General features: G+C 60.8%; 14 protein-coding genes and 1 tRNA gene. 9 read left to right on the top strand and 6 right to left on the bottom strand.

The features are described from left to right. Window positions 1–2: 2 nt before the first annotated feature. A tRNA-Met gene (locus GGR30_RS20345) sits at window positions 3–79 on the top strand. Between the two features lie 373 nt (window positions 80–452). Here GGR30_RS20345 and GGR30_RS20340 read toward each other — a convergent pair. The 5 genes from GGR30_RS20340 to GGR30_RS20320 form a co-directional block, all read right to left on the bottom strand. Then, window positions 453–677: a formate dehydrogenase subunit delta gene (locus GGR30_RS20340; protein ID WP_183490550.1), complete on the bottom strand. Its 225-nt coding sequence runs from the start codon at window positions 675–677 to the stop codon at window positions 453–455. Between the two features lie 53 nt (window positions 678–730). Further along, window positions 731–3,604, bottom strand: coding sequence for a formate dehydrogenase subunit alpha (fdhF, locus tag GGR30_RS20335; RefSeq protein ID WP_183490547.1), 2,874 nt, complete (start codon window positions 3,602–3,604; stop codon window positions 731–733). A 4-nt stretch (window positions 3,605–3,608) separates the two neighbouring features. Continuing rightward, the gene (locus GGR30_RS20330; protein ID WP_183490544.1) at window positions 3,609–5,180 is read right to left on the bottom strand and encodes a formate dehydrogenase beta subunit; all 1,572 of its coding nucleotides are present in this window, start codon (window positions 5,178–5,180) and stop codon (window positions 3,609–3,611) included. Further along, a complete protein-coding gene (locus tag GGR30_RS20325; protein ID WP_183490541.1) occupies window positions 5,177–5,656 on the bottom strand; it encodes a formate dehydrogenase subunit gamma in 480 nt (159 codons plus the stop codon). The genes GGR30_RS20330 and GGR30_RS20325 overlap by 4 nt, the downstream gene beginning before the upstream one ends. A gap of 104 nt (window positions 5,657–5,760) precedes the next feature. Continuing rightward, window positions 5,761–6,657: a LysR family transcriptional regulator gene (locus tag GGR30_RS20320; RefSeq protein WP_183490539.1), complete on the bottom strand. Its 897-nt coding sequence runs from the start codon at window positions 6,655–6,657 to the stop codon at window positions 5,761–5,763. Window positions 6,658–6,788: 131 nt separating this feature from the next. Here GGR30_RS20320 and GGR30_RS20315 point away from each other — a divergent pair, with 131 nt between their 5' ends. From GGR30_RS20315 to GGR30_RS20285, 7 genes are all read left to right on the top strand, one after another. Further along, window positions 6,789–7,229, top strand: a complete 441-nt coding sequence (locus tag GGR30_RS20315) for a hypothetical protein (protein WP_183490536.1) — start codon at window positions 6,789–6,791, stop codon at window positions 7,227–7,229. 255 nt (window positions 7,230–7,484) lie between these two features. Then, the gene (locus tag GGR30_RS20310) at window positions 7,485–9,008 is read left to right on the top strand and encodes an ABC transporter substrate-binding protein (RefSeq protein WP_183490533.1); all 1,524 of its coding nucleotides are present in this window, start codon (window positions 7,485–7,487) and stop codon (window positions 9,006–9,008) included. Between the two features lie 126 nt (window positions 9,009–9,134). Beyond that, window positions 9,135–10,463, top strand: a complete 1,329-nt coding sequence (locus tag GGR30_RS20305) for a GH1 family beta-glucosidase (RefSeq protein ID WP_183490530.1) — start codon at window positions 9,135–9,137, stop codon at window positions 10,461–10,463. 51 nt (window positions 10,464–10,514) lie between these two features. Continuing rightward, entirely contained in the window at window positions 10,515–11,456 is a 942-nt protein-coding gene (locus GGR30_RS20300; RefSeq protein ID WP_183490527.1) for an ABC transporter permease, read from the top strand. After that, window positions 11,456–12,328: an ABC transporter permease gene (locus tag GGR30_RS20295; RefSeq protein WP_183490524.1), complete on the top strand. Its 873-nt coding sequence runs from the start codon at window positions 11,456–11,458 to the stop codon at window positions 12,326–12,328. Before GGR30_RS20300 ends, GGR30_RS20295 begins: the two co-directional genes overlap by 1 nt. Window positions 12,329–12,332: 4 nt before the next feature. Beyond that, entirely contained in the window at window positions 12,333–13,541 is a 1,209-nt protein-coding gene (locus GGR30_RS20290) for an amidohydrolase/deacetylase family metallohydrolase (RefSeq protein WP_183490521.1), read from the top strand. Continuing rightward, the gene (locus tag GGR30_RS20285) at window positions 13,528–14,085 is read left to right on the top strand and encodes a RidA family protein (protein WP_183490518.1); all 558 of its coding nucleotides are present in this window, start codon (window positions 13,528–13,530) and stop codon (window positions 14,083–14,085) included. Before GGR30_RS20290 ends, GGR30_RS20285 begins: the two co-directional genes overlap by 14 nt. Window positions 14,086–14,088: 3 nt before the next feature. Here the strand turns inward: GGR30_RS20285 and GGR30_RS20280 are convergent, their stop codons facing one another. After that, window positions 14,089–14,910 carry an IclR family transcriptional regulator gene (locus GGR30_RS20280; protein WP_183490515.1) on the bottom strand — a complete coding sequence of 274 codons (822 nt, stop codon included), beginning with the start codon at window positions 14,908–14,910 and terminating at the stop codon, window positions 14,089–14,091. A 91-nt stretch (window positions 14,911–15,001) separates the two neighbouring features. On the opposite strand from GGR30_RS20280, the gene GGR30_RS20275 reads away from it, so the two are divergent. Beyond that, window positions 15,002–16,198, top strand: a complete 1,197-nt coding sequence (locus tag GGR30_RS20275; RefSeq protein WP_183490512.1) for an aminotransferase class V-fold PLP-dependent enzyme — start codon at window positions 15,002–15,004, stop codon at window positions 16,196–16,198. Window positions 16,199–16,226: the final 28 nt, after the last annotated feature.

The raw sequence follows: 16,226 nt of genomic DNA, 5'->3' as shown, positions 1-16,226 counted from the left end.
AACGCGGGGTGGAGCAGCCCGGTAGCTCGTCAGGCTCATAACCTGAAGGCCGCAGGTTCAAATCCTGCCCCCGCAACCAACACTGTTTTATCAAGCATATCAAAGGCTTCACTCTTACCGGGTGAGGCCTTTTTGCTATTCTGCGCCGATATATCTGTTGCGAGATGCAGTAGCCCCGCAATCGCGCCATGAAGGTCGATATCGAGACCCGCTCCGTCTTCTGATGGAGTCGGAACGATCTTCTCAATCAGGTCCCGCAGCGCTTCCTTCGAGCCCAGCATCTGATCAGCTTCGCTCAAGCCAGCGATGAGCATTGTAACTTGCTCGCGATAGCGTGCCGCCATCGACGGGTGGAAAAGGACCGGCTCCGGCGCCTCTATGGATGCAAGTGCGTGCTCACGGGCCTTGCGGCGGCGATCGAGGTCGTTCATGCGGTCCTTGACCTGATCCGCTCAATTGTGCTTCGCCACCGGTCGGATGCGGTCGCCGGCCTCTATCACCAGCGGGTCAAACCCGCTGTCGGGGTTTTCCAGCATCTCGAAAAGCTGGGTGCGCATGCGCGGTTCCCAGAATTTGCTGATGTGATCAGCCACCCCGGCGACCGCTTCCTCATGCGGGCGGGTGCGGAAAAAGGCCGCGATCTGGTTTGCCATATAGGTGAGCTTTTCAGGTGCCATTTGCCATGTCCTCCACAAGACATCTCCGCCTTGTTTGCCGGCAGCATGCCATTTTATTCCGCCGCCTCGACCCGCCGGGCCTGTCTTGAAAAGCTCTCATATTCCTCCTGCCAGTCCGTCGGCCCGTTGGAAGGCGAGACCTGAACCGCTGTCACCTTGTATTCCGGGCAGTTCGTCGCCCAGTCGGAGAAATCCGTGGTGATGACATTGGCCTGCGTGGCCGGGTGGTGGAAGGTGGTATAGACGACGCCCGGCGACACCCGGTCGGTGATTTTCGCTCTGAGGCTGGTTTCGCCGGACCGGCTCTGCAGTTTCACCCAATCGCCCTCTTTCACGCCGCGAAGTTCGGCGTCATGCGGATGGATTTCCAGAACGTCTTCCTCGTGCCAGACGACATTTTCCGTCCGCCGCGTCTGCGCGCCGACATTATATTGGCTGAGAATGCGGCCCGTGGTCAGAAGCAGCGGGAAGCGCGGGCCGGTCTTCTCGTCGGTTGCCACGTAATCGGTGCGGATGAAGCGCCCCTTGCCGCGCACGAAGCCGTCGACATGCATGATCGGCGTGCCTGCCGGCGTCTTGTCGTTGCAGGGCCACTGGATCGAGCCTTTTTCGTCAAGCAGTTCATAGGTGACATTGGCAAAGCTCGGCGTGGTCGCCGCGATCTCCGCCATGATCTCGGATGGATGCCTGTAGGACCAGTTGCCGCCCATTGCATTGGCGAGAAGCTGCGTCACCTCCCAGTCGGCATAGCCGGCCTTCGGCGACATCACCCTGCGCACCCGGTTGATGCGCCGTTCGGCATTGGTGAAGGTGCCGTCCTTTTCCAGGAAGGTCGAACCCGGCAGGAAGACATGCGCGTAATTCGCCGTCTCGTTTAAAAAGATATCATGGACGATCACGCATTCCATCGCCGCCAGACCGGCGGAAACATGCTTGGTGTCAGGATCGGACTGCAGAATGTCCTCGCCCTGGCAGTAAAGCCCCTTGAACGTGCCATCGACGGCGGCGTCCAGCATGTTGGGAATGCGCAGGCCCGGCTCATCCGAAATCGGCACGCCCCAGGCCTTTTCGAAGATATCGCGGACATCTTGATTGTTGACATGGCGATAGCCCGGCAGTTCGTGCGGGAAGGAGCCCATATCGCAGGAGCCCTGAACATTGTTCTGGCCGCGCAGCGGGTTCACGCCGACGCCACGACGGCCGATATTGCCGGTCATCATCGCAAGATTGGCAAGGCCGATGACGGTGGTCGAACCCTGCGAATGTTCGGTAACGCCGAGGCCGTAATAGATCGCCGCATTGCCACCGGTCGCATAAAGCCGGGCTGCTTTGCGAACCGCGGCAGCCGGAACGCCGGTCAGCGCCTCGACGGTTTCCGGGCTGTTGGTGGGTTCGGCGGCAAAGGCCGCGTAATCCTGAAACTCGTCCCAGTCGCAGCGCTCGCGGATAAAGGCCTCGTCATAAAGCTTTTCGGTGACGATCACATGCGCAAGGGCGGTGACGACCGCCACATTGGTGCCCGGGCGCAGCGCCAGATGATGGCTTGCGGCCACATGCGGCGACTTGACCAGATCGATGCGGCGCGGATCGATGACGATCAGCTTCGCGCCCTGCCGCAGCCGCTTTTTCAGCCGCGAGCCGAACACCGGGTGGCCATCGGTCGGATTGGCGCCGATGACCAGCGCGACATCGACGTCCTCGACACTGTCGAAATCCTGCGTTCCCGCCGACGTGCCGAATGTCTGACCGAGGCCGTAGCCGGTCGGCGAATGGCAGACGCGGGCGCAGGTATCGGTGTTGTTGTTGCCGAAGACGGCGCGGGCAAGTTTCTGCACCAGAAAGGTCTCTTCATTGGTGCAGCGCGAAGAGGTGATGACGCCGATCGAATCCCGCCCGTAATCGGCCTGAAGACCCCGCAGCTTCGACGCGGCAAAGCCGAGCGCCTCCTCCCAGGAGACTTCCCGCCAGGCATCGGTGATCTTCTCGCGGATCATCGGGTTCAGGACACGATCCTTGTGGCTCGCATAGCCATAGGCGAACCGCCCCTTGACGCACGAGTGCCCGTGATTGGCCTTGCCATCCTTGTAGGGCACCATGCGCACCAGTTCCTCGCCGCGCATCTCCGCCTTGAACGAACAGCCAACGCCGCAATAAGCACAGGTGGTAACGACGGAATGTTCCGGCTGGCCGATATCGTAAATCGATTTTTCCTGCAGCGTTGCTGTCGGGCAGGCCTGAACGCAGGCGCCGCAGGACACGCATTCGGAGCCGAGGAAATCATCACCGAGACTGCCGGGCGACACGCGGGATTCGAAACCACGGCCTGCAATCGTCAACGCGAATGTGCCCTGCACTTCCTCGCAGGCGCGCACGCAGCGCGAACAGACGATGCATTTCGACGGATCATAGGTGAAATAGGGATTGCTTTCATCCTTCGGCATGTAGCGTGCGTTGACCTCGCCAAGGCCGTCGCGCGTCTTCATGTGGTTATCGCCATCATAGCCGTAGCGCACATCGCGCAGGCCCACGGCGCCGGCCATATCCTGCAGCTCGCAATCGCCGTTGGCAGCGCAGGTCAGGCAGTCGAGCGGGTGGTCCGAGATATAAAGCTCCATCACCCCGCGACGCAGCGTCTTCAGCTTGTCGGTCTGTGTCGAAACCACCATGCCTTCGGTAACGGGGGTGGTGCAGGAGGCGGGCGTGCCGCGACGGCCCTCGATTTCCACCAGACAGAGCCGGCAGGAACCGAAGGCATCCACCATATCGGTCGAGCAAAGTTTGGGGATGGCGATCCCGGTTTCCATGGCCGCGCGCATCACCGAGGTTCCCGCAGGAACCGTGACGTCAAAGCCGTCGATTTTCAGGCTAACCGTCTCTTCCGATTTCGAAGCCGGTGTGCCGTAATCTATTTCCTTGATCAGGGACATATCACTACTCCGCTGCTTCTGCCGGTTGGGTCTGTGACTGAGGTCGCGGTCCGAAATCCTCAGGGAAATGGTCGAGCGCGCTTGAAACCGGATAGGGCGTGAAGCCGCCCAGCGCGCAAAGCGAACCAAGCCGCATCGTGTTGCACAGGTCATCCAGCAGCGCTGTCTGCTCGCTCACACTGGCGCCTCTGGCAATCTTGTCGATCACCTCCGCGCCGCGCACCGCGCCGATGCGACAGGGCGTGCACTTGCCGCAGCTTTCCAGCGCGCAGAATTCAAAGGCGAAGCGCGCCTGTTTCATCATGTCGGCCGTGTCGTCGAAAACGACGATGCCGGCATGGCCGATCAGCCCGTTATTGGCGGTGAAGGCCTCGTAGTCGAAGGGGATGTCGAAGTGGCTCGTCGGGAAATAGGCGCCGAGCGGGCCGCCCACCTGCACGGCCTTGACCGGCCGTCCGCTCGCCGTGCCACCGCCGATATCGTAAATCAGCTCATTGAGCGTGATCCCGAAGGAGGTCTCGAAAAGCCCGCCATGCTTGATGTTCCCGGCAAGCTGGATCGGCATAGTGCCGCGCGACTTGCCGATGCCGAAATCACGGTAATAATCCGCGCCGCGATCCAGGATCAGCGGGATGGAGGCCAGCGACAGCACATTGTTGACCACGGTCGGACAGCCAAACAGCCCCTCAAGCGCCGGCACCGGCGGCTTGGCGCGCACGACGCCGCGCTTGCCTTCCAGGCTGTTGAGCATGGAGGTTTCCTCGCCACACACATAGGCCCCGGCGCCGACGCGCATTTCCATATCGAAAGCATGTCCGGAACCCAGCACCGACGGCCCCAGAATGCCCTCGCGCCGCGCGACTTCAATCGCCTTGCGCATGGTTGCAATCGCATGCGGATATTCCGAACGGGTGTAGATATAGCCTTTGGTCGCGCCCGTCGCGAGGCCCGCAATCGCCATGCCCTCGATCAGAACGAAGGGATCGCCTTCCATGATCATCCGGTCGGCAAAGGTGCCGCTGTCGCCCTCATCGGCATTGCAGACGACATATTTCTGTGCGCCTGCCGCCTTGCGCACTGTGTCCCATTTGATGCCGGTGGGAAAGCCGGCACCGCCGCGGCCGCGAAGGCCGCTGTCGGTAACCACCTGAACGATATCCGCACCCTGCATGGCGATCGCGTTTTCCAGCCCGCGCAGCCCCTTGTAGCGGCGGTAATCGGAGACAGACAGCGGATCGGTCACGCCGCAACGGGCAAAGGTCAGGCGCGTCTGCTTCTTCAGGAACGGCAGGTCACGCGTCTTGCCAAGGGATAGCGGATGCTCCGCGCCATCGAGAAAACCAGCATCGAACAGGCTTTCGACATCCGATGGCTTCACCGGGCCATAGGCAACGCGGCCATGGTCGGTGCGCACTTCGACCATCGGCTCCAGCCAGTGCAGACCGCGCGAGCCATTGCGCACAATCTCGGCATACAGCCCGCGTGCGGCAAGCGTTTCGGCAATGGCGGACGCAACCTTGTCGGCTCCGACGGCGAGGGCTGCGGCATCGCAAGGGATGAAAATGACAGGTTTCATTGTCCGGCCTCCGCTACGACATCCTTCAGCGTCGCTTCGTCAAGCCGGCCATAGATCGCATCATCCAGCATGGCCGCCGGCGCGCAGGAACAGAGACCAAGACAGTAGACCGGCTCAAGCGTCAGCCTGCCGTCCGCCGTGGTCTCGTGCCAGTCGAGGCCAAGGGCTAAGCGCAGACCATCGGCCAGCGCCTCCCCGCCCATGGACTGGCAGGCCTCGGCGCGACAGATCTTCAGGACATGATGACCGGCGGGTTCGCGGCGAAAATCGTGGTAAAAGCTCATGACGCCATGCACTTCGGCACGGCTGAGGTTCAGCTTGTCGGCGACAAGCCGCAATGCGGTTTCCGGCACATAGCCGAACTCTGCCTGTATGTCGTGCAAGATCGGCAGGAGCGGCGCTTCACGCTGCAGATGGTCTTCGACGATCGCGACTGTCCGTGCGGAAATCGCCTCCCGTTGCACATTCACATTCATCAAGCCGCTCCTCCCGCAGAACCTGACTTGAAAAATGTCATATCCACGGCGGGTTGATCAATGCCGCAGTTCCGTCAGTCAATGGCTTTTGCTTATAGATGACTTCAGGGTTCAGGTTTGTCTGTCTTGGACAGATGCCGCGCCAGCCGCAACACGGCCGAAATCAGGGGCGCATGCGGCTCGCGGTGGGTGGCAACAAGACCGACCCGGGCGCCTGCAACCGGGTCGACAATCGGTATGGTCTTCAGCGTGCCGATGGCAAACGTCGTTGCCAGACTTTCCGGCATGATGGTTGACCAGAGCCCGGTCTGCACATGGGCAAACAGCGTAACAATCGAATCCGATTCAAGCGTCGGCGCAACATCGGCGGACGCATCGGACAGTATCCCGTCAAGAATCCGCCGGTTCTGCATATCCTTGGTCAAAAGGCAGAGCGGAAGGCGGCTGACATCCTGCCAGGTGATCCGCTTGCTGGCCGCCTGTTCTGTATCCGCGCCTGTCACCAGGCAATAGGTTTCGCGGTAGAGCGGGATCTGTGTGACTTTTCCCACCGGCTCGTTGTCGAGATAGGTTATGCCGACGTCAACTTCGAGATTTTCAAGAAGCGACAGGATTTCGGATGAAGACCGCGACAACACCGACACGGTCACGCCGGGATTGCTCGCGACAAACGGCGCCGTCAGCGCGGGAACATAAGAAAGCGCGGTGGGTATGGCCGCCACTTTCAGGTGACCGCTGAGCCCATGACGCATGGTCTCGAGCTCCTGCTGCATGGTCCGAGCGTCGCCGACAAGCCGCCGTGCCCATTCCAGCACCCGCACGCCTTCAGGCGTCAGTCCCTGAAACCTGGAGCCGCGCAACACCAGAAGCACGCCCAGCTGCTCTTCAAGTTGCTTTATGGATGCCGAGAGCGCCGGCTGCGAAACGCCGCAGGCCTCCGCCGCATGACCGAAATGCTGCTCCCGCGCCAGCGTTATGAACATGTCCAGTTTTTCGATCATGACTATTTCACCCGAGAGCCGCTTTTTGCGGTTTCTACAGGACCTCAGCCGACTTGCGTGCATCTGGCCCCGAAGCGGCAATCACGCCCCAGCATGGGCTGATTGTTCGCCGGTTGGCCAGGTCTTCGCAAATGGCGCTCCCCGTTCACCGCCTCCCTGGCATATTGGCGATCAACGCGATGACGGGCAAGTCAGCCGTGCCGTCCATGGTCATGTTCCTGAGTCTGGGCGTCGGGTCGAGTGTGCCCGCCATCGTGATCAGAGCCGGGAAATTTCAACATGCGGTGAACCAAAAAACCGAGCGCGCTGCCCCTGGAAATCTCTGTTCCAGCGATGGTGAAAATCAGCACAAGAACGAACTTTCGATTGGTGGAAGTCTGCAACGCCGGAACATCGCGCGGTTGATCGCTCCCGCCCCCAATAATGCCGGCTCGTTTCCTGTCACACATTGCTTCACGTCTCTGAAGGTTCCGCTGGTTCGCGGAGGTCGGATATTCCCTGCCGAGGGTCAGGAGATGTCCGCGCCCCGTCTTCGAACATTCATTATCTGCGACCAAAAAAGCCCGGATTAACTCGTAGAGATATTCTTGTATATACATGTATACAAGTTGTATCTTTGTTATAAGAATCCGGCACTTCCGCGGCTTGCTCCGCGCCGCCGGTGATCCCGCCTGCAGGGGGACACCGAGCCGGAAAGGCAGCCCGACGGCGGGCATTTTCGACAGAAAAGAAAAGCCGGGTCTTGACAGCCGAAACGAGTTGCTCACTAATATCATAATAATAACTGTTATTCTTTTATAACGGAATAAACCGAAGGGAACTGCCTCATGATGAAACGAATGCTGCTTGCTGCAACCTGCATGATCCTGCCGCTCGCTCCGGCAGCGGCTCTGGCCGATGGCATCATTGATGTCGCTACGATCGGCGAACCGCCGACGCTTGACCCGATGGCATCGACAGCCGACGTTGTCGGCATGACCACCCAGCACATTTTCGAGACGCTCTTTACCTATGACGACCAGTGGAATGTCGTGCCGCTGCTCGCCGCGACTGCGCCGGAGATTTCGGAGGACGGCACGGTCTATGACATCACGCTGCGCGAAAACGTACCGTTCCATGATGGTACGACCATGGATTCCAGTGACGTTGTTGCAGCGATCGAGCGCTGGATGGACATTGCTTCGCGTGGCAAGCAAGCCGCGCCGTACATTCAGGAAGTCACGGCAACCGGTGATAATTCGGTCCGCATCGTCCTCAGCGAACCCTATGCGCCGCTGATGTCGCTGCTGGCCTTCAACAATTCGGCTGCTGTCATCATGCCGAAGGAGAACCTCGCTGAACCGCTGACGAAATTCATCGGAACCGGCCCCTATATGCTGAAGGAGCACCGCCCCGACCAGTATATCCAGCTTGTGCGTTTCGATGACTACGCTGCCCGTTCCGAGCCGGCCAATGGCTTTAGCGGCAAGCGCGAAGCGGTACTTGACGAGATCCGGTTTGTTCCGGTTTCCGATCCCAATACGCGCCTTGAAGGCATCGTCTCCGGCCAGTTCGACTTTGCCGAATCGCTGCCGACCGAGAATTTCAGCCGCATCGAAGACTCCGAACAGGCCGTTCCGGTCGTGCTCGATCCTTACGGCGCGCCGGTCTTCGTCATGAACACCAAAGAAGGCATGATGACCAACAAGGGCATCCGCCATGCTGTTCAGGAAGCGCTGAACCCGGAAGACATGCTGCTCGCCGCCTTTGGCGATCCGCGCTTTTTCGCCGTCAACGGCGCGCTCTATCCTGACAGCTATGTCTGGCATACCGAGGACGGTATCGAGCGCTATGGCGATGCCGATCCGATGGCGGCCAAGGAAATGCTCGAGGAAGCCGGTTATGATGGCAGCCCGCTGCGTATCCTGACCAGTCGCCAGTATGAGTTCCACTACAAGATGGCTCAGGTTGCCGCCGAATATCTGAAAATGGCGGGCTTCCCGGTCGAGCTGGAAGTCTATGACTGGGCAACGCTGACCCAGCGTCGTGCCGATCCGGCTCTGTGGGATATCTTCATCACCCATGGTCCGTTCCCGGCCGAGCCGGCGCTGAACGGCTGGATGTCGGACGACTATCCGGGCTGGTGGGCATCTGAGGCCAAGCATGCGGTAACCGATCCCTTCCTGGCGGAAGCCGATCCGGAAAAGCGCAAGGAACTCTTCGCCGAGGTGCAGAAGGCTTTTTATGAAGACGCGCCCGTCTTCAAGGTTGGCGATTTCAACTCGCTGAGCGCCGAAGCCGTGACGCTGGAAGACTTCCAGCCTTCGCCCTGGCCCTACTTCTGGAATGTCAGCACGGAAAACGGCAAGTAAGCCGTACTCCCTCGCGAAAATAACGGTGTTTCCGGCTTTCCTGCCGGGAACACCCTTTGCCGAATTTCAAGTTAACCGGAAACTGCAGCTACTGCGTCACCGGTCCCCCTTTCCGAAAGCTGACTGATGGCCCGAAACTTTCCGCCCGATTTTCTCTGGGGGGCTGCCGCCTCCGCCTATCAGACCGAAGGCGCGACCGAGACTGATGGTCGCGGGCCCAGCGTCTGGGACACTTACGCGAAAGTGCCGGGCAATATCGTGAACGGCGATACCGCCGATATTTCCTGCGACCACTATCACCGCTATCCCGAAGATGTTGCGCTGATGCGCGGGCTCGGCGTCAAGGCCTTCCGGCTGTCGACCGCCTGGCCGCGTATCTTCCCCGAAGGCAAGGGGCAGGTAAACCAGCTCGGCGTCGATTTCTACGACCGGCTGATCGACCTGATGCTGCATGAGGGCATCGAACCCTGGATCTGTCTGCACCACTGGGACATGCCGGTGCCGATCGAGGAGGCCGGCGGCTGGCGTTCGCGCGAGACCGCCAAGATCTTCGGTGACTATGCTGCCGAGGTCATCCGCCGTTTCGGCGACCGGGTGAAGCGTTTTGCGCCGATCAACGAGCCGAACGTCATTCCGTGGGTTGCCTATAATCTCGGTCGCCATGCGCCGGGCAAGCAGAATTACGACGCCTGCCTTCAGGCGATCCACAATCTCAATCTCGCCCACGGCAAGACGGTGTCCGCCGTGCGTGCCGAAGCGCCGGATGCCGAAATCGGCAATATCGTCTCGCTCGGACCCGTCCGCCCGCACTATGACGATGCCGCCCATGAAGAGGCGCGCGTTTTCGGTGACTGCATGTGGCGGCGCGTCATGGTCGACCCGCTGTGGCTCGGCACCTATCCCGATCCGATTGCCGAAAAGATCGAGCCGCTGATAAAGCCCGGCGACATGGAGGAGATCAGCCAGAAACTCGATTTCTTCGGGCTTAACCACTACAATCCGGTTTTCGTCGCGCCCAATCCGAATGCCACGCTGGGCTATTCCGAGGTCATGCCGCCGTCGGGCATGGGGCCGCTCACCGACGTCAACTGGCTCGTCGATCCGGACGCCTTCCTTGAGCAGATCCGCGACACCAGCAACCGCTACGGCAAGCCGGTCATCTATATTACGGAGAATGGCGCGTCCTATCCTGATATGCTGAGATCCGACCGTACGGTGATCGACAATGACCGCATCCGCTATTTCGACAGATATCTTGGCGCGCTGCTCGATGCGATCGATGAAGGCCATGATGTGCGCGGCTATTTCGCCTGGTCGCTGATGGATAATTTTGAATGGGGGCGCGGTTATTCCAAGCGTTTCGGGCTCGTCTATGTCGACTATCCGACGCTGCAGCGCATCCCCAAGGCCTCGTATCACTGGCTGAAAGGCGTGATCGAAGACAATGCCCTTTGAAGACCGTACCGTCCCGGCCCGGCCGGGCTGCCGAAACAGGAAAACGAATTCATGATCCGGTATATTCTCAAACGCCTGTTTGGAATGATCGTCGTGATGTTTCTGGTGGTGACCATCGTGTTCGTCATCGTGCGCGTCACGCCCGGCGATCCGGCCGCCGTGATGCTCGGGCCGGATGCGACGCCGCAGGATATCGCCGAACTGCGGTCGCGGCTCGGTCTCGACCAGTCGATCCTCCAGCAATATGTCATCTATATCGGGCAGATGCTGCAGGGTAATCTCGGGCGCTCGATCTTCCTCAATATCCCGGTGACCACGGCGCTGGCACAGCGCGCCGAGCCGACCTTCTTCCTGACGATGTTCTCGCTTCTGCTCGCGGCCGTCATCGCGCTGCCGGTCGGCATCTATGCCGCCTACCGGCGTGGCTCCTTTGTCGACCAGGCCTCAACCGTGGTGGCAATGACGGCGGCAAGCGTACCAAGCTTCTGGCTGGGCCTCATTCTCATTCAGGTGTTTGCGGTGCGTTTCGGCTTCTTTCCCGTCTCGGGCTATGGCGGACCCGGCGCCAGCTTCTGGGACCGGCTGCATCATCTGGTCCTGCCGGCGGTATCGCTCGGCGTGGTGTCCTCCGCGCTGATCCTGCGGTTTACCCGCGCGGCCATGCTCGATGTCTTCAATGATGACTATATCCGTACCGCCCGCGCCAAGGGACTTGCCGAAGGCCGCGTGGTGCTGAAGCACGCGCTGAAGAATGCGTTGATCCCGATCCTCACGGTTCTCGGGCTGACGGCGGCCGTGCTGGTTGCCGGGGCGGTGGTGACCGAGACGGTGTTTGCGCTTCCCGGCGTCGGCAGCCTTGTGGTCTCGGCCGTGCTCCGGCGCGACTATCCCGTCATCCAGGGCGCGCTGCTGGTCATCGCCGGGCTTTATGTTCTCATCAATTTTGCAATCGATATGCTTTACCTGCTCGTCGACCCGAGGGTGCGTTACTGATGGCCGATACTCAAACCGTCGCAAGCCCCGGCAGTGAACGGGCGAAATTCATCCGGCAGCTTCTGAAGCGCAAGAGCGTGGCATTCGGTCTGATCGTGCTGCTGATCTTTGTCGCCCTCGCCGCGCTCGCGCCCTGGATCACGCCGCATTCGGCCTACAAGCTGTCGATTGCCAACCGTCTGACGCCGCCCGGCGCCGAATACTGGTTCGGCACGGATGAGTTCGGCCGCGATGTCTTCGCCCGCACGCTCTTTGCCGGACGGCTCTCGCTTCTCGTCGGCGCGGCCGTCGTCGCGCTCTCCACCATCATCGGCGTGACGCTTGGTCTGATCGCGGGCTTCTTCAGACATCTCGACACGCCGATCGCCCGTCTCATCGATGCCATGATGGCGTTTCCCGATATTCTGCTGGCAATCGCGCTGGTCGCCGCGCTCGGCCCCTCGCTGATGACGGTGATTGTCGCGCTGTCGATCGTCTATGCACCGCGGCTTGCCCGCATCGTGCGTGCCTCGACCCTCGTTCTGCGCGAGCTCCCCTTCGTTGAAGCCGCCCGGTCGATGGGCATCTCCACCGGCCACATCATGACCCGGCATGTGCTGCGCAATCTGGTTTCGCCCATTCTGGTACAGGCGACCTTTCTGTTTGCCAATGCCATTCTCGCCGAAGCCGGCCTCTCCTTCCTCGGCCTCGGCGTCAGTCCGGAAGTGCCGACCTGGGGGACGATGATTGCCGCCGGGCGTCAGTATCTGGGGGCGGCCGACTGGATGACGCTGTTTCCGGGGCTGGCCATCATTCTGGCCGTTCTCTCTCTCCAGATCGTCGGCGACGGCCTGCGCGACATGCTGGATCCCCGCCTGAAAAAGGACCTATAAGAAAATGCCGCTTGAAAACACTGGTTCACCCATGCTGATCCGCAATGTCCGCCCGGTTTCTTTCGGGGCCGGTACACCGGAAGGCCTGATCGACATTGCCGTCGGCGCTGACGGAAAGATCGCTGCCACCGGACCTGGTCTGCCGGTCAGCGAAGGCATGGCGGTTATCGATGGCGCGGGCGCATGGATCTCGCCGGGCTGGACAGATCTTCACGTCCATATCTGGCATGGCGGCACGGATATCTCGATCAGGCCGTCGCAATGCGGCGTCGAGCGCGGCGTGACCACGCTGGTCGATGCCGGTTCCGCAGGCGAGGCCAATTTCCACGGCTTCCGTGAATACATCATCGAACCGTCGGTGGAACGCGTGAAGGCATTCCTCAATCTCGGTTCCATCGGGCTGGTTGCCTGCAACCGCGTACCCGAACTGCGTGACATCAAGGATGTCGACTTCGATCGCATCCTGCAGTGCTACGAGGAAAACCGCGAGCACATCATCGGCATCAAGGTGCGCGCCAGCCACGTCATCACCGGCTCATGGGGCATTACGCCGGTCAAGCTCGGCAAGAAGATCGCCAAGATCCTGAAAATCCCGATGATGGTCCATGTCGGCGAGCCGCCCGCGCTTTACGAGGACGTGCTCGAGGTTCTCGGCCCCGGCGACATCATCACCCATTGCTTCAACGGCAAGCTCGGCTCCTCGATCATGGAGGATGAAGACCTCTTCAACCTGGCCGAACGCTGCGCCGGCGAGGGCGTGCGCCTCGATATCGGCCATGGCGGCGCGTCCTTCTCCTTCAAGGTTGCAGAGGCGGCGATTGAACGCGGGCTGATGCCGTTTTCGATCTCGACCGATCTCCACGGCCATTCTCTGAACGGCGCGGTCTGGGATATGGCGACCACCATGTCGAAACTGCTGTCGGTCGGCATGCCGTTCGACAAGATTGTCGACGCCGTCACCCACGCGCCGGCCGCCGTGATCGGCCTGCCGATGGAGAACCTGCTGGCCCCCGGCGCACGCGCCGAGTTCACCATCTTCAACCTCATTGATGAAGAACTGGACGTGGTCGATTCCAACGGCGACCCGGCGCATATGACGCGCCTGTTCGACCCGGCCTATGCCGTTATCGGCACGAAGGCCGTCAAGGCGTCGCGTCACACGCCAGGCACATGGCGTGCCGGTTACAACGGACAGAATTATGCATTTCGCTGACCAAACGAGCGGCCAGCCACCACATTTTGAAAGTACAGGAGTTTTCGTGTCCCAGACATCCGCAATCAAGAAAGGCGAAGCGGCGAGCGTCGCTGAACGTCTTGCGACGCTCGGCATCGAGATCCCGCCAGCGCAGCCGCCGATCGCCAACTTCGCGGCCTACAAGCAGGAGGGCAATATCCTCTATCTGTCAGGGCAGGGGCCGAGCGAGAAGGATGGTTCGCAATATTACGGCAAGGTCGGCGGCGACGTGACCGTCGAAGAAGCCTACAAGCATGCAAGGCTGACGGGGCTCAATCTTCTGGCCGTGATGCAGGATGCGCTGGGTGACCTCGACCGCATCAAGCATGTGGTCAAGATCCTCGGCATGGTCAACGCAGCGCCTGATTTCACCCGGCATCCGGCCGTCATCAACGGTTGCTCGGATCTCTTCATCGAGGTGTTCGGCGAGGCCGGCATTCATGCACGCTCGGCGGTCGGCCTTGGTTCGCTCCCGAACAACATCACTGTTGAAATCGAAGCGATTGTCGCTCTGAAGGACTGAGACCTAGTGTTCGCGCCATCCCATCAACCGCTCGATACGTTCCGCCGAATCGCGGACATAGTCGCCGAAGGGCACGTCGCCCGCCGTCGCCTTCTGCTCGGGCAGCACGATGGAGATCGTCGCGGTGCACTCCCCCGCAGCATTGCAGATCGGCGAGGCGATGCAGGCAACGGAATAGTCGGACTCACCGACCTGAACCGAAAGCCTGTTGTCAAAGGCAATCGCCGCCGCGCTGGACAGTTCTTTCGGGTCGATGGTTGCCCGTCCCGTCGGCGAGGCGCGGGCGCCGCGCTTGAACAGCTCGATGCGGTCCTTTTCCGGCATGTGGCCGACCAGAAGCCGGCCGGACGCGGTCCAGTTCAGCGGAATGCGCGAACCGACGCGCGACATGACCTGGAAATGGCTGGGCCCGTCGGCCATGGCCATGACCAGCATGTGGTGGCCGTCGCGCCCGCAAAGCTGCACGGTTTCGCCCGCGCGGCGGCAAAGGTCATGCATTTCCTGTGTGGCCACCCGCATGAAATCGACGGAGCGCGCATAGGCGATGCCGTAATTGTAAAGACGGGGGCCGAGCCACAGAGTGCCGTCATGGGCGCGGGTCAGCACTTCCTTTTCAACCAGGTCCTCGGTGATCGTGTAGATGGTCGAAAGCGGAGCCTTGATCGCCTTGGCAATGGCGTAGCCGCCGGCCGGTTCTCCGGTTTCATACAGATGATCGATGATCTGAAGAACACGGTCTATGCCGCTGACACGGGTTCTTTTTGTCTTTTTTTCAGGGGCAGACGCCGTTTTCTCAACGGAGCCGGTGTCGTTCGTCTCGGTCATGATCGTTCCTCAGTTCGGGGCGATATTGCATTATTACGATACAGTTGTCGAGCAGCGCCGGGCGCTGTCGGCAAATCCACGGAGACTTTCAATGAGTGAAGATATCAGGCAATCGCTTGGTTTGCGCCCCGTCATCAACGTCTCGGGCACCATGACCAGTCTCGGTGCATCAATCGCGGTGCCCGAGGCCGTCGCGGCCGTGCCGAAGATCATGACCCAGTTCGTCGAGATGAATGACCTGCAGCGAAAGGCCGGCGAAGTCATCGCGCGATTGACCGGCGCGGAAACGGGTTTTGTTACGGCATCCTGCTCCTCCGGCATCAGCCTCGCCGTCGCCGGCGCCATTACCGGTCCTGATCTCCTGGCCGTCGAACGCCTGCCCGAAACGACGACGACCCGAAAAGAGGTTATCGTGCAGGTCGGCCACATCGTCAATTACGGAGCGCCCGTGGATCAGGCGATCCGTCTTGCCGGCGGCAAGGTGGTTCCGATCGGCCAGGCGACCTCGACCCATCGCTTCCATCTGGAAAACTCGATCACGGAGAACACGGCGGCGGCCGTCTATGTCGTCTCCCATCACGTGGTCGATTACGGCCTCCTGCACTTGAGCGAATTCGTCGAGATCTCCCATGCGCGCGGCGTACCGGTGATCGTCGATGCGGCGTCGGAATACGACCTCCGGGGCTTTCTCGCGACTGGTGCGGATGTGGTGCTCTATTCCGGCCACAAGTTCCTCGGCGGCCCGACCACGGGCATTGTCGCGGGCGCCAAGGAGATGGTTCGCAACGCCTATATCCAGAACTACGGCATTGGCCGTGGCATGAAGGTCGGCAAGGAAAGCATTTTCGGTGTCATGGCCGCGCTTGAAGCCTGGGAGGTTCGCGATCACGAGGGCATTCGCGCCCGCGAGAAAAGCTATCTCGACCTCTGGAAGGATACGCTTGACGGTCGGCCGGGCATCAATCCGGTCATCGATCCCGATCCGACCAAAAATCCGCTTGATCGCCTCAAGGTCATGATTGATCCCACCGAGGCACGGATCACCGCATGGGATCTGGCCGCAGCGCTTGCCGCCGGCGATCCGCCGATCATCGTGCGCGATCATGAGGCCGAGCATCAGTATTTCTATCTCGACCCGTGCAACCTGCATCCCGGTCAGGAACAAATCGTGGCACGCCGTCTCGGCGAGGAGCTGGACCGTGCCCAGCGCTCCAACGACATCATCGCCACGCCGATTGAAGACCTGAGCCGTCACCGGTTCGACAGCTTGCTCAAATGGCCTGACTGAGGACCGGAAGACGACGAAGGGGACTGCA

Origin of the sequence: Martelella radicis (genome assembly GCF_014196625.1) — a bacterium.
Taxonomy (GTDB): domain Bacteria; phylum Pseudomonadota; class Alphaproteobacteria; order Rhizobiales; family Rhizobiaceae; genus Martelella; species Martelella radicis.
The sequence above is the reverse complement of the archived record's forward strand: the minus strand, read 5'-3'. Positions and strand labels throughout refer to the sequence as shown.